Annotated in this window: 16 protein-coding genes, 1 pseudogene and 1 CRISPR repeat array (1 of these 18 only partly in view); of the genes and pseudogenes, 5 read left to right on the top strand and 12 right to left on the bottom strand. The window is 58.3% G+C overall.

Annotation, left to right across the window (positions count from 1 at the left end; all coding sequences use genetic code 11):
* A CRISPR array of direct repeats spans positions 1–3,141; the repeat unit is 30 nt; unit sequence GCTTCAACCCCACGAGGGTACGTCTGAAAC (it extends 2,518 nt beyond the left edge of the window).
* A gap of 101 nt (positions 3,142–3,242) precedes the next feature.
* The 8 genes from cas2 to cas6 are packed head-to-tail and all read right to left on the bottom strand — an operon-like array spanning position 3,243 to position 12,607.
* The gene (cas2, locus tag ESO89_RS15855) at positions 3,243–3,503 is read right to left on the bottom strand and encodes a CRISPR-associated endonuclease Cas2 (protein WP_009762290.1); all 261 of its coding nucleotides are present in this window, start codon (positions 3,501–3,503) and stop codon (positions 3,243–3,245) included.
* The gene (gene cas1b, locus ESO89_RS15850) at positions 3,504–4,496 is read right to left on the bottom strand and encodes a type I-B CRISPR-associated endonuclease Cas1b (RefSeq protein WP_128906410.1); all 993 of its coding nucleotides are present in this window, start codon (positions 4,494–4,496) and stop codon (positions 3,504–3,506) included.
* Between the two features lie 2 nt (positions 4,497–4,498).
* Complete coding sequence (gene cas4 / locus ESO89_RS15845) at positions 4,499–5,044, bottom strand: CRISPR-associated protein Cas4 (RefSeq protein ID WP_008444864.1); 546 nt, start codon at positions 5,042–5,044, stop codon at positions 4,499–4,501.
* Complete coding sequence (locus ESO89_RS15840; RefSeq protein WP_128906409.1) at positions 5,041–7,728, bottom strand: CRISPR-associated endonuclease Cas3''; 2,688 nt, start codon at positions 7,726–7,728, stop codon at positions 5,041–5,043. The genes cas4 and ESO89_RS15840 overlap by 4 nt, the downstream gene beginning before the upstream one ends.
* Before the next feature lie 19 nt (positions 7,729–7,747).
* On the bottom strand, positions 7,748–8,539 hold the full coding sequence (cas5b, locus tag ESO89_RS15835; protein WP_128906408.1) for a type I-B CRISPR-associated protein Cas5b: 792 nt from the start codon (positions 8,537–8,539) through the stop codon (positions 7,748–7,750).
* Positions 8,539–9,657: a type I-B CRISPR-associated protein Cas7/Csh2 gene (gene cas7b / locus ESO89_RS15830; RefSeq protein WP_121597957.1), complete on the bottom strand. Its 1,119-nt coding sequence runs from the start codon at positions 9,655–9,657 to the stop codon at positions 8,539–8,541. The genes cas5b and cas7b overlap by 1 nt, the downstream gene beginning before the upstream one ends.
* Complete coding sequence (cas8b, locus tag ESO89_RS15825) at positions 9,654–11,804, bottom strand: type I-B CRISPR-associated protein Cas8b/Csh1 (RefSeq protein ID WP_128906407.1); 2,151 nt, start codon at positions 11,802–11,804, stop codon at positions 9,654–9,656. Before cas8b ends, cas7b begins: the two co-directional genes overlap by 4 nt.
* Positions 11,801–12,607 (bottom strand): CRISPR-associated endoribonuclease Cas6, encoded by an 807-nt coding sequence (gene cas6 / locus ESO89_RS15820; protein WP_121597955.1) that lies wholly within the window; start codon positions 12,605–12,607, stop codon positions 11,801–11,803. Before cas6 ends, cas8b begins: the two co-directional genes overlap by 4 nt.
* Before the next feature lie 596 nt (positions 12,608–13,203).
* Here cas6 and ESO89_RS15815 point away from each other — a divergent pair.
* Both ESO89_RS15815 and ESO89_RS15805 read left to right on the top strand, forming a co-directional pair.
* Positions 13,204–13,429, top strand: a pseudogene (locus ESO89_RS15815) (hypothetical protein); the annotation flags it as partial.
* A 252-nt stretch (positions 13,430–13,681) separates the two neighbouring features.
* Positions 13,682–14,266, top strand: a complete 585-nt coding sequence (locus tag ESO89_RS15805) for a restriction endonuclease (RefSeq protein WP_241686267.1) — start codon at positions 13,682–13,684, stop codon at positions 14,264–14,266.
* Positions 14,267–14,333: 67 nt separating this feature from the next.
* On the opposite strand, the gene ESO89_RS15800 is transcribed toward ESO89_RS15805, so the two are convergent.
* Together ESO89_RS15800 and ESO89_RS15795 are read right to left on the bottom strand one after the other, a co-directional pair.
* Positions 14,334–15,608 (bottom strand): IS4 family transposase, encoded by a 1,275-nt coding sequence (locus tag ESO89_RS15800; RefSeq protein ID WP_050033723.1) that lies wholly within the window; start codon positions 15,606–15,608, stop codon positions 14,334–14,336.
* 664 nt (positions 15,609–16,272) lie between these two features.
* The gene (locus tag ESO89_RS15795; protein ID WP_128906406.1) at positions 16,273–17,652 is read right to left on the bottom strand and encodes a Cdc6/Cdc18 family protein; all 1,380 of its coding nucleotides are present in this window, start codon (positions 17,650–17,652) and stop codon (positions 16,273–16,275) included.
* Between the two features lie 1,244 nt (positions 17,653–18,896).
* Between ESO89_RS15795 and ESO89_RS15785 the strand changes: the two genes are divergently transcribed.
* The 3 genes from ESO89_RS15785 (at position 18,897) to ESO89_RS15775 (ending at position 20,872) form a co-directional block, all read left to right on the top strand.
* A complete protein-coding gene (locus ESO89_RS15785; RefSeq protein WP_128906404.1) occupies positions 18,897–19,880 on the top strand; it encodes a hypothetical protein in 984 nt (327 codons plus the stop codon).
* Between the two features lie 160 nt (positions 19,881–20,040).
* Positions 20,041–20,334 (top strand): hypothetical protein, encoded by a 294-nt coding sequence (locus tag ESO89_RS15780; RefSeq protein ID WP_128906403.1) that lies wholly within the window; start codon positions 20,041–20,043, stop codon positions 20,332–20,334.
* A gap of 100 nt (positions 20,335–20,434) precedes the next feature.
* Entirely contained in the window at positions 20,435–20,872 is a 438-nt protein-coding gene (locus ESO89_RS15775; RefSeq protein ID WP_128906402.1) for a TRAM domain-containing protein, read from the top strand.
* Between the two features lie 334 nt (positions 20,873–21,206).
* On the opposite strand, the gene ESO89_RS15770 is transcribed toward ESO89_RS15775, so the two are convergent.
* The gene (locus tag ESO89_RS15770; RefSeq protein WP_128906401.1) at positions 21,207–21,542 is read right to left on the bottom strand and encodes a DUF6788 family protein; all 336 of its coding nucleotides are present in this window, start codon (positions 21,540–21,542) and stop codon (positions 21,207–21,209) included.
* A 230-nt stretch (positions 21,543–21,772) separates the two neighbouring features.
* Complete coding sequence (locus tag ESO89_RS19540) at positions 21,773–21,940, bottom strand: DUF7837 family putative zinc-binding protein (protein ID WP_449272139.1); 168 nt, start codon at positions 21,938–21,940, stop codon at positions 21,773–21,775.
* Positions 21,941–22,245: the final 305 nt, after the last annotated feature.

Here is a 22,245-nt window from a genome sequence, read left to right as displayed (position 1 = left end):
ACCAGTCCACGCTCAACCGACTGCCGGGACGGATGGACGCTTCAACCCCACGAGGGTACGTCTGAAACGCCGAGGTCGCCGAGACGATCGCCGACCGACATCCGCTTCAACCCCACGAGGGTACGTCTGAAACCGGCGGTACACTCGTCTTCATCGACAACTTCGACGCGCTTCAACCCCACGAGGGTACGTCTGAAACCACCGCCCGCATGTCGCACTCCTCGGCGTCAGCGCTGCTTCAACCCCACGAGGGTACGTCTGAAACAGGACGACTACGTCGAGGCGACCGTCGGCGAGGGGCTTCAACCCCACGAGGGTACGTCTGAAACGTCGCGGTGCTGTTGATCAGCTTCACTGCCCGGGGGCTTCAACCCCACGAGGGTACGTCTGAAACTCGTCCACGATCACTTCGCCGAGGACGAGCAGCTGGCTTCAACCCCACGAGGGTACGTCTGAAACGATGTCGACGTGCGCGTAGCCGTCGGGGATGTCGGGCTTCAACCCCACGAGGGTACGTCTGAAACGCCTTCGCGATGGTGCCGTCGACGATCGGATCCTCGCTTCAACCCCACGAGGGTACGTCTGAAACGCCGCCGCAGGGCGTCCAGGGCGTCACGAACCCCGCTTCAACCCCACGAGGGTACGTCTGAAACCGTCGGTCCCGAGGTGTACGAGTCGTCCGCGGGGTCGCTTCAACCCCACGAGGGTACGTCTGAAACCAACCTCGACAGCCAGATTGAGGATGGGCTTATCGAGCTTCAACCCCACGAGGGTACGTCTGAAACGTGGTATATATTGATTTCGCCCATGTGTTCTCGTTGCTTCAACCCCACGAGGGTACGTCTGAAACTCGCTGGTCGTGGTGATCTCTATCTCCCCCGTCGCGCTTCAACCCCACGAGGGTACGTCTGAAACTCCAAAAGCGGTTGTCGGAGCCGGACCTACACGGTGCTTCAACCCCACGAGGGTACGTCTGAAACGGTGCTGTCGATCTCGAATACGCCTGTCGTCAGTCGCTTCAACCCCACGAGGGTACGTCTGAAACGCCACCGAGCGTCGACGGGATGGCGATCCACGAGCCGCTTCAACCCCACGAGGGTACGTCTGAAACCAGGCTGACGGCGACCTCCCTGACGATCTCGCTGAGCTTCAACCCCACGAGGGTACGTCTGAAACCCGGTCTTCCATTGCGGACCTTCGACACCCTTGAAGCTTCAACCCCACGAGGGTACGTCTGAAACGACTTCGCTGGTTGTTTCGATCACGAGTTCCGAACCCGCTTCAACCCCACGAGGGTACGTCTGAAACGTCTCCCGACCACTAGACGCCGCTCGCTGTCTCAACGCTTCAACCCCACGAGGGTACGTCTGAAACCGCGTCGACATGGTACGTTCCGCGCGGCGTCACGACGCTTCAACCCCACGAGGGTACGTCTGAAACTTGCGCGGAGTCGATGGCGACCGGGATCGGGTGGCCGCTTCAACCCCACGAGGGTACGTCTGAAACTGCACGAACTCCCGCCTGTGTTGATCGGTGTTACAGGCTTCAACCCCACGAGGGTACGTCTGAAACTCATCGTCACCGAGGACGCCGGCGCGGACAAGGCCGCTTCAACCCCACGAGGGTACGTCTGAAACTCGCCGTAGTACGCGCCGAGGCGCGCCTTCTGTGAGCTTCAACCCCACGAGGGTACGTCTGAAACGCCTCCTTATCTCGCTCGGCCCGAAGTCTGACACGGCTTCAACCCCACGAGGGTACGTCTGAAACCCGCACCTCACTCGGACATGGGGGTGTCGCTGCGGGCTTCAACCCCACGAGGGTACGTCTGAAACCGTTTATCGCCAAACTACACCCACAGAGAGAGCCATGCTTCAACCCCACGAGGGTACGTCTGAAACAACGCGGCGTGGGAGCGCGGCGAGCTGCTCCAGGAGGCTTCAACCCCACGAGGGTACGTCTGAAACGTCTTCAGACTGTGCGGTCGATGGCTCTGTGTCGGCGCTTCAACCCCACGAGGGTACGTCTGAAACGAGAGGGAGACATCACCTCCGGCGGTTCGAAGAAGCTTCAACCCCACGAGGGTACGTCTGAAACTGCGATGTACTTCGCGTGGATACGGCCCGGGCGGATGCTTCAACCCCACGAGGGTACGTCTGAAACCCAGCTCGCCGGCGTCTCGTGGAGACGACGCCTCGAAGCTTCAACCCCACGAGGGTACGTCTGAAACGCCCTCGTCGACAAGGTGCTCGTGCTGCTGTTCGCGGCTTCAACCCCACGAGGGTACGTCTGAAACCAGTCAACCACGGCAGTTTGGCTGATGGATCTGAGTGCTTCAACCCCACGAGGGTACGTCTGAAACTGGGCCTCTTGGACGGGGTCGAACCGCTCGATGTCGCTTCAACCCCACGAGGGTACGTCTGAAACGCTTCGGTGAGAGAGGCCGTCCCGCCGTCATCGTAGCTTCAACCCCACGAGGGTACGTCTGAAACTCGTTCGCGGCGTGTGTGTGTGTTCGGCCTCGGCTTCAACCCCACGAGGGTACGTCTGAAACGCGGTTGATCGCCGCGCTCCCGTCGATCTGGTCGATGCTTCAACCCCACGAGGGTACGTCTGAAACCAGATGGACGGCGGAGCGGACCTACTTCGACACCGAGCTTCAACCCCACGAGGGTACGTCTGAAACTCCACTCGCGTTCCACGACGGCGTCCTCCACCTGCCGGCTTCAACCCCACGAGGGTACGTCTGAAACCTCACCGAGTACCCGGCGATTCGGGAGGTGTGGCTGCTTCAACCCCACGAGGGTACGTCTGAAACGCGCTCATGCTCTGGAGCTCACCCTCCTCGTTGGTGCTTCAACCCCACGAGGGTACGTCTGAAACGTCCATCTTCGACGTCGAGCGTCGGACGGGCGAGTCGCTTCAACCCCACGAGGGTACGTCTGAAACCGACTCGGGGGAGTTCGCGTCGGAGGTCGACCCCGAGCTTCAACCCCACGAGGGTACGTCTGAAACTCGACCGTGTACGACGCGCCGGAGTGAGAGACGAGCTTCAACCCCACGAGGGTACGTCTGAAACTCGGACGTCGCGCCCGAGGTCGTTTCGATCGTTCGGCTTCAACCCCACGAGGGTACGTCTGAAACCATGGTGATTTTGTCCACCATATCACCTCTACCAGTGGAATACACTTCATCATTTCCGTCGACCCGCAATCCCCCCCAAACCCCCTGGGGGTCGACATCAGCTAGAGAAACCGACTATCTTCGGTCGGGTCGTCTCCGTACACGGTACGGTTCAATAACTGGTCCGAAGAGAGTTCGTAGACCATGACTGATTCTCCCTCCTGAAGGAGATCTTCAATCTCTCCCTTCAGTGTCGCTAGATCTCCCTCCGAGATTTCCCCTTCCAGTACTGAGTTCTGGACGTGAACAAGATATCGGCGACAGAGCTTCAGCATCAGGTGGGTCCTGTCAGCCTCCATGTCGTAGACGACGATAACGTACATCTACCACCACCGCTTGAACGAATCATAGGATTCGCCGGTTAACAAGTGCTTTTTGAGCTTGTATACCTCCAAGCGAAGCAAATACTGATAGCTCACCTTCCGGTTCAGCGTCGGGTGCTCGACTGTTCGTTCGAGTGTCTCCTCAAACTCCTTCAGAAACGTCGTTCGCCCTTCCTCGTTAAGTAGACAGGAGCCAACCTCGTCTCGGAAATCGTCTCGGCTGATCTGCTTACGGTTGACCAGTCTGAACAGCAGCCGATCCGTTAGCACTGGTTTGAACAGGTCGGCAATATCCAGCGAAAGGGAGTAGCGCCGTTCTCCCGGCTCGTGGAGATAGCTGATGGTCGGGTCAAGTGCGGTAGCACGGATTGCGGAAACACAGTTTGCGTACACCATACTATTCCCGAACGAAATGAGCGCGTTCACCGGATTCGGTGGTGGATTGTACTCTCGGCCGTCGAACGCGAACGAGTCGGGAAGAACCGCCTCGAACGTCTGGTAGTACGCTCTCCGGGCCGTCGCTTCCACACCCATGAGCTCGGAGATATCGCCAGCGTCGTCGATACGCGCAGTCGCGTTGTCCAACTCCTCGATTACGCCCCCGAGCTCGTAGTCCCGACTGTCGTAGTACGTGACGTTCGTCCGCATGTTGTGGATACTCCCACGGACGAACGAGGCAGCGAGAGACTGACGTTGCTCGGGATCGTCGTACGCTCGGACCTGCTCAACGACAGTTCGACCGCTCGTCTGCCCGCGTTCGGGCATCAGTGACCCTGCATAGCGATCGTTCCATCCGAAGACATGGACAGCAACGCCGTGGTCATTGAGAAACGACATTAGCCGCGTGTTGTAGTCGATCTGTCCGTGCAGGTAGATCGCCTCAGCGTGTTCGACGGGGATATGTTTTTTCTCGCCATCATCGGTCTCCAGCCGAACTGTATCCTCGCTCCGTTCGATGCGGCCGTCCGAAAAGATGTGGTAGTTCTTGTCCATGATCAGACCCAACAGAAGTCGTGATAGGCACACGACTCGCAGTACGGTTTCTCAGTGGCTTCCGGCGGGCTGTCCGCGGTCACGATCGCGTGAATCCCTCGGATTGCCGACTCGACTTTGTCGCATCGGTCGTCGTCGAGGGAAACGTCCTCACGTCGACGCTCAGTCGGGTGTGCCAACACGCCCTCACGTTCGACGCCTAATACCCGGTCGAGGTACCAGAGGTAGTACGAGAGCTGCATTCGCGCTGGCTCTGTCAACGTTGATGAGGGTTTCACCTCTACCACCCGACCGTCTTCAAGTAGGTCGAGAGCGATCATCCCGAGTCGAAGGTTCTCCTGTGAACGTTCGCCGTAGGAGGACTCATCGACGCGAGTCCCTCGGGCAACGCTTGCGTTCTCCCGGTCGATTTCGACGTTCCGGCTCTCGAACCAGAGCTCGCGTTCACAGACGTAGTAGTACTGCATCATCACGCCAGTGACGCGAAACGGGTTGTCGACGGCGTCGCCCTGTGCTGTGGCCACCAGCCGAGAGACGGGATCGCTCACAGTAAACGTGCCTCCACGCTCGTGTCAGGGATGACGACGCCGTCGGTGGCGTCGAAGTAGCCGTCATGCCGTCCCGGGCGCCCGTCGAGCACCAGCCGGTCGGTGTCGGGGAACAGCGGCTCGCATGCAGCGAGCTTCTCCATCGTGTCGTCGTCGCCGGGGTAGACGGGAACGGAGACCTGCCAGTCCGCGGTCGACTCGACGAGGTCGTCCAGGTCGTCCCACCGGTACTCGCCGAACGCTCGCCGGATCTCTTCGACGGTCTCGCGCTCATCGGCCGTTCTCGTCACGATCACGTCGACGGCGGGCCGCTCGTCGATGAGCGAGAGTCGCCCGAGCTGTTCGGCTTCTGCCCGCTCGAGGTATTCCACGTACTCGTCGGCACCGACGTCACGCCCATCGAGCAGGTCGAAGTAGTGTTCGACGGCGTTTCGAGTAACGTCTGGCTCGGGCATCGGGTCACCGTCGTAGACCGTTGCCAGCGCTTGGCCAGTCAATTTGGTGAGACTCTCTCCTCGACCGTAGACCGCGCTTGCGGGCGTTGTCTCGCGGTTCGGCGGCGGCGCGAGCTGCCAGACCGTCACGCGCCCACGGTTGCGGCCGTATGACCGGTTACACCGACCCGCAGCCTGCACGAGGCTGTCCATCGGCGCGAAATCACGGATGACCTCGTCGAAGCTCACGTCGACGCCGGCCTCGACCAGCTGGGTGGAGACGAACAACACTGGTTCACCCGCTTCGGCGAGGTCGGACGCCACGTCGATGAGGTGGCGTCGGTCACACGGCCGGTGGCGTGTCGTGAGGTGGACCAACAGCGGTTGCCCCGAGCGTCGTCGACGGACCGCGTCGGCACTCGTTCGCTTGGGCGGTATCGATTCGGTCGATTCATCCGCGTCGTTGAGCAGTTCGTCGTACACCTCATTGACGTCCACTGGTATTGTTCGGTCGGCAACTGACTCGGCGAGCTCACGCGCGCTGTCGATCGTGTTGCAGATCGCCAACACCGAATCGCCGTCGTCGGCCCGGGTCGCAACGAGGTCGCCGGCTCGGTCGTAGGAGAGTGCTGCTGACTCCGCGTCGTCGTCGATCGTGTCGCTCTCTTCACTGTCCTGCCCGGGAAGCATCGCGATCGCGGACGGGTGAAGCACGAAGTCGAGCCGGTCCAGCTCGTCGTAGTACGGATCAGGATCCGCGACAAGGGAGAACGGCTCTCGGTCGCCCGCAGACAGGAGTTCGGGCTGAGTGGCCGTCATGGCGATCACCGACGCACCGTACTCCTCGGTCAACAGTTCGACCAGCCGGTCCACAAGCGGCCACCACTCGAGCGGCAGCGCCTGCGGTTCGTCAAGAATTACCACGCTCCCGTACAGCGAGGGGAGCTTCATCGAGCGGGCGTTTGTCGGCCCGGCCAGACTCTCGAACACCTGGACGAACGTCGTCACGACCATCCCCGACCGCCAGCTCTCGCCGAGGAGGGCGGCGACGTTCTCGACGGCGTCGTCGGCGACTGATTCGGGCTCGTCCGGCGGCGAGACGAGGGTATCCGCAAGGTGGTGGTCGACGGTGAGTCGTTCGCCTCTCTCACCGGTCCCGAACAGTTCGCGGCTCTGTTCAGCCACCTGATCGATAATAGACGTGTACGGCAGTGCATAGACAAGACGCCCCTCGTTAGGGTTCGACGCCATCTCACTCCCCTCGAGCACTGTTAGGGCGGCGTCCAGTCCAGTGAGTGTCTTCCCCATGCCCGTCGGGAGCGTCAGCGTCGCGACGTTCCGATCGTCATGGACGAACTCTTTGGCGCGAGCGTGAACCTCCTGTCGAGCGTCCTCGCGCCGCTCGTTCATCTGTTCCGTGCGCGGGTCCCGCTCTGTCTCAGCGTTCTCAGTCTGGAGCTCGTCGATGTACGCGTCGATTTCTAGCCGCCCAGGGGTCGGCGACCGGTAGGCCTTCCGGCCGATTTCGATTCCGGTCGATAGGTACGTCGCGCTCGCCTTGTCGGCGAAAACGAGCGCACTCCAGACCTGTAGCACTGACTCGTAGAAGCCAGGAGGAAGCTTCTCCGGTGCGGGGCGAAGTCGCCGGCCGCTACAGACGGCTTCCGCGACCCACGGGAGCTCGATGGCTGCATCGGAATCGGCGAGCCGTTCGTGGAACGTTTCCCAGTCTCCAGCACCGCCCGTCGCTCGGTCCACGAGTGCCTCAGCGAGTTCAGGAGCCGTCTCGTCGATGTGTGCTGCCTGTTCGAGCGCGTCGGACCGGTAGAGTGTCTGTATCCGTCCGGACTGCTCGACGCTCGCTCGGTGCACGTAGTCGGCGGTATCGGGGAGGCGTCCGTGGTGTCTCGCGACGGCCAGAAAGCCGACGAGCTGATCGGCGCCGTCGAACCCGCGTGCCTCCAACGCGTAGTGGGCGAGTAGCGCCGATATCGGGGCGTGGTGTTTCGGTCCAGCTGGCTGTGCGTCGTCCGAAAGGAGATGCTCGCGGAACCACGCGGTCAACTTTCCGAAATCGTGGACTCGTGTCACCACCTCCGCCAACTCGGAGAGTGAGTTCCCCTCCGGCGTCTCGGCGTCGTCGGGGACGAGCCATCCGACCCGCTCGCGGACGTCGTCGAGATGCTCTTCGAGTGGGATCTGTTCCCCGTCTGGTCCGATGTGTGACGGTCGGTCGGTGAAATCGACCATGACTACGCCCCCTCGCGGCTCACGAGAACATCACCCGTCGACCGTCGACCTCGTGGGTCTTGACATCATGTACTCGGAGTGGCTCCGCTCCAGTTGCGTACGCAATCGACTGGAACGCTGTCGTCGTCCGACCACCTTCGTCGGCCGCCATAAACGCCGGTGACCGTTCGACTTTGACCTCCGTTTCAGGGGTAAGTTCGACGCTATCGACGGCTTCGAGTACCGCCGAATCGACATTGGTAGTCTCGCGCTCGTGTGGCGTTATCTCGAACTCGCCGAGATACGTGACCTCTGCAAGATGCTCCGAGAGGCCGAGACTCGGCGGGTAGTAGGACGTCCCATCGCGGAGTCGGTCCTGCAGTCGGCCTCGGAGATCGTCGTTCGCGAGCTGAAGGTCGACACGGTAGGCCGGTTCGACCAGCACCTCGTAGTTATGTTGCTGGCGGAGTTCCGACGGGTCCGGCATCGAGATCCGTGCATGCCCGCGGCTGGGCATCGTCGTCATGTGCTCTTTGGCCGTCGAGAGCGTGTTCATCGGCATATTGATCGCTCGGGGCTCGTCGATTGGCTCCACCGCGACAGCCGACACGTTCTGGCTGAACGCCTCGTAGTAGCTGTCTCGGTCCAGTCCGAGCATCGCGGCGACGAGGCCGGCGACGGTCGTCCGGGGAATGATCCGGTACGTCTGTTTGACGATGTTCCCCTCAACCCGTCGAAAGTGACCCCACTCTCCGCGGAGTTCGAACGAGAGACACGTCTCTGGGAGCCCGTCGCCCTCGTCGGTCCAGCTCTCAAGTGACTCTTGGGTCATCACTTGGGCATCGTCGCGGCAGCCTCGTCGTAGACGTCGACGACCTCGACCGCGTCGCCGACAGCCTCGCGGAGCGCGTCATAGAAGCCATGCTCGCTGGGCTTGTCGCCCGCAGTGTAGACCTCATCGCCGACGGTCACGTCAAGCACGTCGCTGGCGACGACACGAACGCGGGCGATACGGTCGGCGTGGCGGCCCAACCGGGAGACGAGCTCAGTCCCATCGAGCGTGAACTCTCGGACGTTTCGGAGTTCGTCCACAGGGGCCGAGCGCTCTTCGTCGATGTCGAGATCGCGAGTGAGCCCGCCGAGGTGGAAGCTCTCGTCCTCGTACTCCACACGGAGGTAGAGTCGTGGCTCTTGGCCGACCTTGCTCCGGCTGATGGTCTGATTCTTGATCGCACGCCACGGGAGGGTGTCGAGACGCTCGACGTCCGCCTCAGAGAGTTTCGTGTCGGCGGCACCATTCTCGTCGACCAATCCGTGAAACGCTATGAAGCCGTACTGAATACGGTGGTCGTCGAGGTCGAACCCACCCTGCTCTTTCCCCTCACCGGTCGCGATAACGCTCGTGAGACTGTTGTACTCCTCGTTCTCGGTTACAGGGTGAAGCGTCTTCGCGGGCGAGAACTGGACCGGCCCGGTGAAGTGGTCTGGAAGGTAGTCCTCGAACCCCTCGTAATTTCCCTTCATGTCGACGCTCATCGTCGCACCGAAGTAGCGCACGTCGGCGCTGGCGCCGAGGAATGTGCCGAATACTTCCTCGCGGAGTTCGGCCGCCTCGTCGTCATCCAGATCGTCGAGATCCCAGTCCTCGGGATCCAGTTCGCGCATCCGATCGGCGAGCAGGTCTTCACGCGAGGACTGCTTGCCCGCCTCGTTTTTGACGTTCCGCACGTAGACGCCGTGGCCGTCGTCGTCTAGCTGGTCGCGGAGGTAGCGCTTCAGCCGGACATCGGTCACGATCGCCTGCTGGGTCTCGGGATCGATTCGCGGCCGGTTCGCCCCGCTCAGGGGGTTCCCGTTCGGGTTGGCGTCGACGGCGTCGTAGCAGAAGACGATCTCGGATCGGTTCGTTACCGGCTCGTAGCTGTCGTCGGCGTATGTGTCGTCGGTCATGCTTCTTCCTCCTCGGCTGCGGGCTGGCCATCGGCCTGTTCGTCGTCGCTGCTCGCCCAGTTGTTCATCCCGTAGGCAACCCCGAGCGAGTAGTAGAATCGAAGGTCCGTCGTGTCGAGTTTCCAGTCGCCGTCGATATCGATCTGGGGGAGCGTCGTCACCAGCCGATCGACAACCTCGCTGTACATCGTCCCCGCCATATTGTTCTCCCGGGAGTAGACGATGTTCTTGTCGAGCACGTCGCTGGCAAGGCGCTTCAGCTTCGACTCTGTGACGGCCTTGATCGGGTACTGGTCGATTAGCGTCGTCGAGCGCCCCTCACTGACTTGCTGGTAGCCGGTTACTTGACCGACCAGTGCGCCGAGGAGGAAACTGCCACGCCGTTCAGGCTGATCCTCCGCGAGCGCCGGCGTCTGTTCAAGGAACTGTTCGAGCTTCGTCTCCCGAGCCGCGGCGACGTTCCCGCCGTCAGCTCGGGCTGGTGTGTCCTGTTGCATATCGTCTGTATGGTTGTGTGTCAACTGCCGCGGCTCTGTAACCGGTTCGTACGCGTCGCGTCCGGTGAGAAGCCCCGCTTCAGCGAGCGCACAGAGCTGTGCGTACTGTGCGGAGACACGGAAGCTCGGGAACTCCTCGCCCTCGTCCTCGAGTAGTCGTTCCACGTACTCTGTGAGCACCATCTCGACATCGAGCGGTTCGCCCGAGAGCACAGCCACGAGCGCACGGATCCGGTAGTCGTCGGCGCTGGCGTCGTCGTCATCGGCCGGCGCGAACGTCTGTTCGAAGTACCAACCGGTTGCGAGGATGCTCAGCAATGCCGACTCCTCCGGAACGAAGATGTCCCAGTTGTCCGGTGTCGGGAACGCGGCTCGAAGCCCCGCACCGGGGTGGTCGGCGTCACCCTCCGCGTCGTACAGCCACGACTGGAGCACCCGCTGGTGAGCTCTAGTGAGCTCGACGGGTGAGAATAGCGTCCCGTCCATGCTGTCGCCGAACACGTCGAAGCGCTTCGTCTGGTGTTCCATCACCGCGGCGACGTAGAACCGGAAGCGTTCTCCCACTTCCTGCAGTCGCGGGGTGTCCTGATAGCTTCGGTAGGCGCTCTCTAGCGGGCTCATCTCTCCGGCGTGTACTAGGTCGTAGAGGAGTCCGTAGAGGTCCCTCGCGTCTGCCGGACCGAGCCGCCCGAAGAAGTACGGGAGGTAGTAGACGTTCGCTCCCATCGTGTAGTAGTCGCAGGTGTCGACGAACGTACTCGCGTTCATCAGCGTTACTGCAACGTCTTCCGAGACTGGGTGCGTCCGCCACGCCTCGTCTGGATCGAACCCGGGGAACTTCTCAAGCTGCTTGCCAAGGAAGTAGTTCAGCGGGTCCTCAGCTGTCCCGACAGTCGGGCCTCGATTGCCGGTCACGAGATCGGTTGCCTCACCGATGGAGTCCGTAGCCTCTCCCTTCGAGACGAGCTTCGATCGCTTGCGCGCTCGCATTGCTTCGTTGAACACGGAACTCGCCTCACCCGGAAGGAGATACTCGCCGTCAGGCTCGAGTTTGACTGCGACGGTCGTGAGCGCCGTCGTCTTGCCGTCGAGCTGTTCGTCGACGGCTGTTTCGATGCGCTCTCTAAGTCCCTCACTCTCGCCGAGTTCGGCGAGCGCGTCGACGATCCATCCGTCTTCGTGATCGGCGACAGCCTCTTGGATCACGTCGTCGGCTGCCCACGCGGTGAGTCGTTCGTGGAGATACTCCGCGACCTTCTCTGGCTCTTTGTTCTTGCCCGTTCGGTGGGTGACACTGTGGTCGAATCCTTTTGCGGCGTTATACCACGAGTGGGCGACTGCCTCGACTTTCTCCTCGCCGTAGCTCTCGACACCGATCGGTTGGTCGGGGTCGAGGCGGGGCTTGTCTCCACTCAGATCGACGCGGAGATAGAGTAGGCTCTCGGGCTCGTCGAACAGGTCGGTCGATTTTTCCGGCGTCAGGTAGGCTGCGTACTCGCCACCTCCGGCGGTTGCAAGCGTGTATAGACGCCCGTAGACGTACTGGAGATCGCGGAGCGAGGTGATCGGTCGATCAGGCAGCTCGCTCGCCAGCTTCTCGTCGTCGCTGTAACGCTTCTCGAACGTCGACGGCTCGGGGAGCAGACTCATCCGTGGACCTCCGCCGCGGGTTCGCCGTACGGGTTGCGCTTCTCGACCAGGTTACAGAAGCCCAGTCCCAGCGCGTTTCGTTCCCCAAGCCCGCAGTCCAGCGCGAGGTTGAGGTGGCGTCGATGGTCATCGTCTCGGACGGTGTAGTTGAACTGCCACTTCGAGAGCACGAAGGTTAGCTCCTGGTCTGCGGTTACCTGGAGCGGGACGGCGAACGTCTTCAGTAGCTCGTATCCCTCGAAGAGATCGCCCTCAGTGTCGCTTGGGCCGGGAAGGTATTCCGGGCTGAACAGATCGTGTTTCTGGTCGAGATTCGCTTCGACCTGCTCGCGCAGTGGCTCGATTGTGTGTTCTGGCTGCCAATACACCGCCTCTTCGCCGGGGTTCTCAATTCCATAATCGTCACAACGCCATGGTGGGATGCGCACGAGGAGTCCAGTGCCAGTCTCGATCGTCCCGCTACTCCCTGGTTCACCGACATCCGGTGACAGTGACGTGAGTTCGTCGATATGGAACGGCATCTGGCCGATATTGAGCTCGCGATCGGCAGTCAGGTCTTCTGCAACATCGGCCAGTAGTTGCTCTTGGGGGGCCGAAATCAGCAGAGTTCGCTCGTCCCCTTCCTGCATATCTCCCGGCGGGAAGGGGTTACTGTAATTGAATCCCGGTGGGCGGTTTTCGTCATGATACTGTTCGTACTCCGTGCCTTGCAACGCTCGCCAGATCCGACCTCGGAGCTTGTGGTGATACGCGTTGTCGTATGCGGCATCAGCCCGCGCGTGTAGCCGTGCTAGTAGTCTCACAGTGTTATGTCGATTTAGGTACCGATCCTATGGTAGTTATTCTTTTCCCCTGATGAGAAGTACATGCCAGCACCCACCTCACCGAAGTTCATCTGAAACTTGTGACGGTGTTGACACCATACTGGTAACTTCAACCGCAGTTGCGTTCATCTGATACAGATTGGGTGCCTCGTCAAGCCACAAACATCATGAGTGCCGGACGTGTACTCACCTATCGCAGCAGTTTCCGTACGGTGCTTGCATGCCTAGGGTCTGGAGGAGATATCGAGAATATCTACTCCCCTGAGGCAAGCATCATATTATTGGCTTCATCAACAGCCTATTTTCTCGCTGCCGGCTTAATTCTTTCTACCAATATGGGGGCAACTTGGTACCCACACGCTCCTGCTTCAACCTCACAAAGGCATGTCTGAAATGCGGTCTCGATCATGTCTCGCAGCTTCAGGAGGACTCGTAGCTTCAATCACATGCCGGTGCGTCTAAAACGTACCCGAACGGGCGTTCGATTCGACAGCTGCACGGGGAAGTGGTTTGTGTCGGTATCTGCGTAGCGGTCGCGCAAACGTCGACGCCGGTTGGCATCGACGTATCGAGACGATCTTTTCGAGACAGACGTCTACGAGATTGAGGAGAGCGAGTATGTGCGGAAAGCCGACGTCGACGAGGAGCGCAAAGAAACGCGCCTGCAGGGACTGAAGGATCAGTTGGCGCTGAGCGACGATCCCAACGCCGAGGAGCTTCGTCAGGAAGTCGACGAGCATGAGCAGCGCTGAGGAGTTGACCGAGTTCAAACCCGGGAGTGAGGTCGGGTCGCCGTCATAATGCGCATACGAACTGTTATTCCGGGACCGAATCCCTCGGCTCTGTTGAAATCCTCAATGGGTGAGATATGGGCACCCAATTGAGGATATTGAGTCCTACCTCAATGACGAAGACCTCGAACTATTTCGGACGACATCTGACGACAATCTCGTCCACGTCTGGGGTACCTCAGTAGACGGGACGTGGCGTAACGTCGAGCGCAACGACATCGCGCTCGTCTAGATCCGGTCCCCCAAACACGTCGTTGTCGAAGTGAAGGCCCGAGGGAACGGGCGGGTCAACTCTCTAGAGGTCACCAACGTGGACAAACATCGACGCCAGCGTGGAGTCGATCACGCCATCGTGGTTGCCCCCGGCTTTGCCCCGAGGGTGATCGATAACGCCGAGACGACCGAGTTGACAACCATCGCCGTCGACGACCTCGTCGAGCTCCTCGATCGCCGGGACGAGTATGCCGTCCCACCTGAGGAGATACTGACCCTCTTGACGCGCTCGGGAGCCTTCCAGGACGACAGACTTGACCTCCTCGATGAGTACATCCAGGACCTGATCGATACTGGAGAGATCCTTCTTGCGGTCATCCGAGCTCTCAAGCGTACCGATGGAGCCGTAGAGACAGCGGAGGACATCCGGTGGATCGTCGTGGGCATGGAGGACTCGAACGATATCCCAACCACCGAAGAGGTTCGATCCGCCCTCCAACTTCTTGCGCATCCCAGCGTAGGGGCCGTTGAGCAGGATGAAGAAGGGTACCGAGTGACGACTGACTACGAGAATGGGATTAAATTAATCCGATCTCTAGGAGATATTGTTCAACCACCGGGAAGAGAGGAGTAGATCACCGGCCTCCGCGACGGCACCTCGCTTGTCTCTGTCCTTACCCTCCGGCACCATCCGTCTTTAGTTAAGCCTCACACCTCGGTTGTGTAGCGGTAGCGAGCGTCTCTTGTAAGATTGGTCGTTGCTGGTGGATCTTTTGAGCGTCTTCGATCAGCCGGTCGAGCAGCGGCGGCGGTGAGTAGCCGAGGAACTCACCGAGTTCGTGGAGAATGAGCTGGGCGTGCGACCGGAAGGTCGCCGCCCAGCGCTCTGTCGGAAACACAAGCTCATCATCCGCCTGCTCAGTGACTAGATCCAACAGATCGCGGCTTACAAGCAGCGACAGCAGCGCTGCGTACAATAAGATCCTCACCACATGTTCGTCACTCGTGTCGAACTCGTCCAATTCGTACTGCGTCTTCAGCTCCCGGAACAGCAACTCAACTTCCCACCGACAGCGGTAGATCTCCGCTAAATCCGCCGGAAAGAACTCCTCCCTAGCTAAATTCGTCATGTACAGGTGGTAGTCGTCGGCGTCCTCGTTGCGGACGCCGACGACGCGAAATCGCTTCGTATCCAGCGACTGTGTCCCATTGTACGGCCCCCGTTTGAATTCGACTTCGACCTCCACATCGATGTATTTCCGGTCAAGGTCATCGAGAACAGCTCGGAGCTGCTTGCCCTCTAAGGGAATGGCGCGGCCGCGCCATTCCCGTAATTCTGCCGTAATCACCGGGTTTGCGTTCTGCTTCAGCCGACTCACGAAGTAGCCGTCGTTCTCGTCGATCAGCGCAAACCGGCGGTACTTGAAGTAGGCAAGATCGAACAACACGAGGCGATTCTCAAGCCACGGCCCTGTTTTGAACAAGGTGCTGTCGTGCGTTTTCTCGTTAGCAGTATCGAGCCGTTCAATCGTCTGCTCTGTGGCATTGTGGAGCAGGTGGAGCTTCGCTCCAGCCTGCTCCTCGTGGCGGGCTTCGAATTGGTCTGAGAGAAATTCGTGTAACCGCAACACCGTTCCATCAGCGATCATCACGTCTCTAAATCGGTCGATATCAGCGTCAACAGCGTTAGGAACAGCGACCTCGTCGAGACCGCGCTCGACGAGGTCGCGGAGATACTCTGCAAGCGTCGGTGTCAACCGCTGATAGAATCCACCCGGAGAGATCGTCTCATCGGCAGTAGAGTTGTAACAGCGTCTAAACCCGGCGAGTGTTCGGCTTTCGCCTGCGGCGAAGCCGAACACGAACGCCCAAACGAAGGCAGGGATCTGGAGCTTGCGGTCACGTTCGACCACGCCGAGTTCCTCGGCGTGCTCTTCGAGGAACTCAGAGGGAAACAGTGTAGTGAGTCGACGCATAATTCGAGATGAGGAGTCCTTGTCGTGCACAGACTGGACTTCCTCATTCCTTCCGAAAGATGCCTCGATAAGCCGCCGCTATCTCGCGGTTTCTCGCTTAACTAAAGACAGATGCCTCCGGCACTTCGAGTGTTTCGAGCTGTACGCTGACAGCGATCGACGCTGAAATCCCAGCCGATCTCACACACCACGTCTGCAAGTGTCTCTGATGACCAGACAGCCGTTCTAATTGTCGACCTTACACACCACTCGTTCAAGTGTTCAACTATAACCACCGACGCGATTGCGTACAATCTGCTGTCGGTCCTGTCGAGGCCAGTTCGTCGTCAGGACAGTGCGTCGAATATAGATATTGTATCGAGGTCAACAGAGCGATTAATTCTGCTTTGTTGAATCCGCAGAGGGCGTCGGGATCAGGTCATTCCGTACTCGTTCAAAACCGCTGCCGAGAGAATTTGGAGATGGAATCTTGGTGGAGAACGAGAGGATTGAGATCATTAGATGGATCGATCCAATTCAACGACAGTTAAGAGCGAGATAAACGCGCCTTCAGAGATCGTGATCCCCGTCTCGTCAACGGATTCAGCAGAGATAGCCGGCGGGCCTTCTATTGATTGCGGACACACCCGGGGGTGAGTAGCAAAAGCTAACGATCCGATAGTTGCTATTTCAGCGTCTGCTGTTCGTTCAGCCAACTCTTCGCAAGTTCGTTGAACTCAACCGATTCGAATCGAGAAACAGCCTCAAGCACCTCGATGGCCGTCGACGGCTCGACGCGGAGTTCGAACGTGTAGGCCTCACCGCCGACAGAGCCCGAGGCAGATTTCCGCGCACGAATGATACTCAGCATGTCGAGTTCGATGAGATGGTCACGCATTCGACGTTGAGCCAAGCGGTCGGCATCAATGTGATCTGAAAGGGATGTATAGACATCATAGACGTCGCGGGTCCGAATCCCGGAGTGACCGCCAAGTTCAAGAATCGTCACCGCTGCCAGTGCGAGGTGGCCCTGCGTCGTGAGCTGTTCCATCCCTTCGATGATGAGTTCTCGCTCAGCTTCGCCCTGAGCGGCTCGAACGTGCTCTTCACCGACACGTGTATCACCCTCGGATTCAGCAATCGCAGCAGCTTTTCGGAGGTACTTGATTGCCTGGCGGGCACTCCCTTTGTCCTGTGCAGCGTACGCGGCACAGAGCGGAATCACATCGTCAGACAGAATGTCTGAATCGATACGAAGGAGCGTACAATCGGTCCGATCAGCGTCTATTTGATTGAAGGCCTTGGCAAGCGAGCCATCGTCGTCATCCAGATCGATGTTGATCTCGAACTCCTCACCCTCCGGTGTCTCATACACGAGCGATGTGTCACGGAATGCCTTGCTCGCACGGCGGGAGAGGATATCGCGGAGTTCATCTGCATTGTACGGTGCAAAGAAAATAGAGTCATCGTAGAGGCTGTCTTTCGCGGCAGGGTCAAGATTATCACGCCACTGGAGATCGTTGCTGATGCCGATAATTGACGGATAGACATCGTCGTTGACGTAGTCCTTATCGCGTGCACGAGGGAGCGAGTAGAGGATCTTGTCGTCTGTGCCGAGATTGTCGATCTCGTCGAGGACGATGATGACAGTTCCACCGATCTCGTTCATCGCGTTCCAGAGGTAGTCAAGAACCTTCTGCATCGAATGGCCATTAGGATTCACGCTACTGAGTTCCTCACAGAGCCCACACGCGAGTGTGTAACTCGAGGAGATTCCCTCACAGGAGAAGAACACCGTTGTCAGATCGAGATTCTGAGCGTCAGCGAACGCCTCAAGCTCAGCCAATTCTGCCTTCGCGGCTGCTGTCTTCCCCTGGCCAGCCTTACCCGAGAGGAACGTATTCTCGGCGCCGGCACCACGGGCCGCAGGCTTCAATGAGCGGCGAAGCTTCAAGATCTCATCTTGCCGCTCCGGCAGTGTTGTCGGGGTGTGGCCCTCTTTGAGGTAGTCCTCGCCGCCGACCGCAAAGATCTCGGAAGTGGTCGAATACGGGGACGAATCCATTGTGTATATTCCGTGTATTCAACCCACATAAACCCCCGTGTCCGTAATGTCTGACTTGTCCGAATAACCCCCCATCTTGTCCGGAATTGCCGTTGTTTCAGCGACATACAGCAGTTTCATGTTTAGGTTGGAACTCAACCCCCTCCCCCGGGGTTGTCCGCAATTATCCGAGAAACAGTAGGGACGGGATAGTTGGTCCAATAGGACTAATTACCCGGCTAAACTGTTAATTCAGTGTTTCTATTGCTAGTTGGTCCATAACGTATATAATAAATCTTTTCATTAGTATGCGTTAATAGTAGATAGAGTGTCTGAAATAGCAGTCTCTATTACTCATCACATTCTTTTAAATACTATTCCGCTCTATCGGTTTACTCTCCGTACACTCCTACTATTGAATTGAAGACATCCCCGGGGGTGGGGGATAGGATAGTCGTCACATTCTTGTCGTCGAACTAGACACACTCCACTGGAAAACACCATTGTAGAAGGGTAACTAGAGGATCCGAGAAAATTGTTTTTGCTTATCGACAGCTAGTTATCGGTTTCAATAGATTGCTATCGCGACATAGTTTATGAGTCCCATCCCTGCTTACGTTGGTGAATTACGGACAACCCCGGGGGTGGGGGGGTACTGTCCAGTCGATCTAACGACGATTACAGATGACCCCGGAGACCTCTAACAGCAAACATAGTCATCGAGACACAGGCCAGACGGCGTGATTTGTCACTATCTCTCGTGGAATTGCGGACATCCCCGGGGGTGGATGCTGTCCAAGTGATGTTCTATGTCACAATCGTCTTGGTCTGCTTCCTCTCCAAGACGAGCCTCACGTTCTTTGTGTTCAGCTAGCACTTCGGCGTATTTGGCAACGTCTCGGAGCTGCTCCGGAGGCGACTCGTTGAGCGCGTTGACGATCTTCGTTGGGAGATTCGCCGGTTGGGTCGGGGGTTCGTAGGACATCGGCTGCTCTCGTGTCGCTCACAGTACATACACGGAAAGACGCAGTAGAGTGGCTGTTAGCGTGCTTTCTCGGTGAAGTGAATTCTACCGAGGACAGCCGTCAAACAGTTCCTCAAGCACATAACTCTCATCGGCGATCGACCGTTTTCCGCAACTCTACACAAGAGCGTGAATCGTTAACCAACAGACAGCCCTTCTGCTGCTTTCTGTTGGTTAATCACGGAGACACTCCATTCACGTACGCCCGTATGCTTTTGTCCCGTAGTACTGAATCGCCAGTATGTCGTTTCGAGTGACGTGGGACAATCTCCTCGACAACGTGGAGGAACTTTCAGCAGACGCCACACTCCTCACCCCGGTCTCTCAGAAGCCGTTTCAGATTACCGACGTCCAGCAACACCGAGTACTGATCGAGTATCAGGCTGACAGTGAGACAGTCCCGCTCCAGCGAGAGCAGTTTGAGACGCTGTTTGAACGTGTTGCTGATGCGACTGGGTCGTTCGATCTCGATCGCCTCCCACCCGGAGCTGAACCGTATGCAACCGTCATGAGTCTTCATCCGAGGCTCACTATCGATGACCAAGACGGCACCCTCTCTGAAAGCGAGACGCCAACAGCGTCGCCACTCGTCGATGCGCACACGGTTGAACAGGACGATGGTCCACGAGAAGAGCCCGACATCTCGGTGTACGCAGATGCGCTTCTGTTGATCGACGCGCTTGAGCAGCACGATGTGACGTCACTCACCGAACTAGACGTGCCGACGCTCGTGAACCTCTACACGTTGCTTTCTGATGTCCAGCGCAACGCCAACGATCTTCGCCAAGAGGTCCGTGGCGTCTTGCTTGACCGCCTCCATCACGATCAACCTGTGAGTGGTCAATACGGGTCCGTTCAACGGGCTGTCCGCCGAAATCGAACACTCAAAGATGACGAAACGGTCCTTGAGCTACTGGAAGCAGAAGGGATCGACCCCGAGCGCGTGATGACCGTCGACACGAGCAAACTCGATGACGCGTTGGAGGTAACGTCACTCTCTGAATCCGACGTGTACGATATCGAGGAGAGCGAGTATGTACGGAAGGCAGACGTCGACGAGGAGATGAAAGAAACCCGTCTCCAAGGGCTCAAAGACCAGTTGGCTGGAGCCGACGAAGACACAACCGAGCTCCAAGCCGAAATCGAAGAGTTAGAGCAGCGTATTTCCGAGCTCACTAGCTTTGACTCCGGGACATCATTCCATACTCGTTCAACTGGTGGGTAGCCAGCGTCTAGGAGGATGATGTCACAGCCGGAAGTGAGGACCATTGTCCCAAAACAGCGCTCGCCGGGAGGCGATGGACCGGCCACGAGGGGTGGCCAGACACTGCATACGGATCTCCTCCGAGGTGGGCCTTTATTGGTGCGATGATCTAAGTCATGGTATGAGCGACTCGGCGTCTCCAAGCGCCTCTATCTCGCTATCTGAGCCGACTGACGTTCCAGCAGTCTTGACTCGGGCTGGAATCGATTACGTCAGTGTTCATGACCAGCGACTACTGGCTATCTATCACACCGGCATCTTCAACGTGGTAACCGAGCCGGAGCCAGTGTCGAATACCCACGCACTTGAGGTCGAATGCTGGGAAGCACCACTCCCGTCTCGTGGTGATGAGCGCTCACCACAGGAGCTTCTTGACGACTTTGCCGCCGTGTTTGAGCGTGGCGATAAGTCCTGAATCATCTATCTGGTTTCTCGCTCGAAACGACAGTATCAGTAGAGAGTGACAGGAACAGTAGAGTCAAGTTCTCTAGCACGAGTCAAGAGATACGCAATCTATGGATATCTCTGAGACACTCCAGACACTGTATACTGCGACTGTTGAGCAGGATGATGGGAGCTACCAGATCACCGTGCCGGAACGCGAGATAGCCACCGGGACAATCGCTGAAGATGAGACATACCGTGTTGCGCTTATTTCGACGGCTGCATCAGATGTGGATGACACGGAGACCACTGACTCCATCCAATCCACTGATGATGCAGATCAGCAGCACGAATACGACGGTCCGCCTGTTGAGGAGGGTGAACAGCGAGATGTTGAAATCGAGAACCTCGGTGACCAAGGTGACGGGATTGCGAAAGTTGAGCGCGGCTACGTCGTGATCGTTCCCGAGACGACCATCGGGGACCGCGTCACCGTTGAGATGCAACAGGTGCGCGAAAACGTTGCGTTCGCGGATGTCGTCGATCGTAACCCTCGCCAAGAAATCTAACAGCTACTGATTGAACACGAACGAGGGGGTGTCATAGAAGAGTTCCACACCCCAGCGAGAATCATTCAGAACATTCCCACTCTGGTCAGTAGTGTATTGACACGGGGTTCGTTACAATTACAGTAGTTTTAGACGGGATTTGTTGTAGTGAAGCAGGAGATAGTACACTTGGATGATGGCCAGCCGCTAGGTTCTGTTAGTATGGCCTATTTCTGAATTCGCACTCTTCAGCGACCAGCTATTTCAGATAGGAATCTATCTGAAGAAGAGGATTTCACCAGAGTCTCTTATATAATATCTGCCGACAATATGCGTAGCGTGTTACATAAGGAACTCATGGCTTCCCGAGGTACTCCGAGGTCAACTTGCCACCCTCGCGGTAGTACCGGTACAGATACGGGCCGTGCATGTCGCCTAGGTTCCCACTGGCGCACTTACAGGTCTCGTCCCCGCACTTCACTTTCTCTTTAACGACGGTGCCCATCCCGTTATTGTCGCGGTCGACAGGCTGGGCAGAGTCCGGTAGTTCGTCGGCCTCGACCGGTTGCTCTCGGTACTCGATCAAGACGTCGACGTACTTGCGGACATCGCGGAGGGTCTCCACGTTCTGCTTCGGGATGCCTTCTGCGAGATACTTCGGGAGCGAGGTGGGTGGTGACGGCTGCTCCATACCTTATGTAACAATTGGAGCTATGTTAGCGTTCGGCTGCTACATAAGGTTGAACCTTCTCTACCTACCGTGACCACTTCAGCAATTACTCGAGATCGTAGGCCGCAATCTCGTGAGAGCCACACTGTGGACATTCATCGACGTCCTTCTCCACGCTGTACCCACAGTGACGGCACTCGTGGTGCGTTGTCGATGGTGACTCGGGTCTGATGATCTGCTGGATAAACTGTTTACTGAGCATTGATGGGATCGACGATCTCGCCACAGTCGGGGCATTCGGCCCACACTCCCGGTTCCCCGCTAGCCGTTTCATAGTGGATGATCGCGTGTTGTCTAGTAACTGTCTCGCCACAGAACGAGCAGTCGCCACGGACCGTCTCTGGGTCATTAGGAGTCATTCTCACGAGTTCACGGGCTACTTCGAGGGGGAGAGGGAGCGTGTGACACTGTTTTGGAGCTGATCCGGTTGTTGAAACCGGCCCAGCGGTGCTCCCTCTCCTCAAAATTTGAGACTCTGTGACTTATAGTTCGGGCGAGCGGGGCGAAAGTACTGTTCCGGGACAGCAGCGTGACCGTAGGTCGTGAGTAGCCATCGAAGGGGAGTCTCCATCCGTCTTCAGTTAAGACTCACACCTCGGTTGTGTAGCGGTAGCGAGTGTCTCTTGTAAGATTGGTCGTTGCTTGTGGACCTTTTGAGCGTCTT

The organism is Halorubrum amylolyticum (assembly GCF_004114995.1).
In the GTDB taxonomy this organism is placed as follows: Archaea; Halobacteriota; Halobacteria; order Halobacteriales; family Haloferacaceae; genus Halorubrum; species Halorubrum amylolyticum.
This window is presented reverse-complemented; position numbering and strand designations above follow the sequence as displayed.

Coding starts and splice junctions, on each gene's coding strand:
- cas5b (WP_128906408.1), bottom strand. CDS start 8,539: ATGACCCAAGAGTCACTTGAGAGCTGGACCGACGAGGGCGACGGGCTC.
- cas2 (WP_009762290.1), bottom strand. CDS start 3,503: ATGTACGTTATCGTCGTCTACGACATGGAGGCTGACAGGACCCACCTG.
- ESO89_RS15840 (WP_128906409.1), bottom strand. CDS start 7,728: ATGGTCGATTTCACCGACCGACCGTCACACATCGGACCAGACGGGGAA.
- ESO89_RS15775 (WP_128906402.1), top strand. CDS start 20,435: ATGGATATCTCTGAGACACTCCAGACACTGTATACTGCGACTGTTGAG.
- ESO89_RS15780 (WP_128906403.1), top strand. CDS start 20,041: ATGAGCGACTCGGCGTCTCCAAGCGCCTCTATCTCGCTATCTGAGCCG.
- ESO89_RS15785 (WP_128906404.1), top strand. CDS start 18,897: ATGTCGTTTCGAGTGACGTGGGACAATCTCCTCGACAACGTGGAGGAA.
- ESO89_RS15770 (WP_128906401.1), bottom strand. CDS start 21,542: ATGGAGCAGCCGTCACCACCCACCTCGCTCCCGAAGTATCTCGCAGAA.
- ESO89_RS15800 (WP_050033723.1), bottom strand. CDS start 15,608: ATGCGTCGACTCACTACACTGTTTCCCTCTGAGTTCCTCGAAGAGCAC.
- cas8b (WP_128906407.1), bottom strand. CDS start 11,804: ATGAGTCTGCTCCCCGAGCCGTCGACGTTCGAGAAGCGTTACAGCGAC.
- ESO89_RS15795 (WP_128906406.1), bottom strand. CDS start 17,652: ATGGATTCGTCCCCGTATTCGACCACTTCCGAGATCTTTGCGGTCGGC.
- cas7b (WP_121597957.1), bottom strand. CDS start 9,657: ATGACCGACGACACATACGCCGACGACAGCTACGAGCCGGTAACGAAC.
- ESO89_RS19540 (WP_449272139.1), bottom strand. CDS start 21,940: ATGACTCCTAATGACCCAGAGACGGTCCGTGGCGACTGCTCGTTCTGT.
- cas1b (WP_128906410.1), bottom strand. CDS start 4,496: ATGGACAAGAACTACCACATCTTTTCGGACGGCCGCATCGAACGGAGC.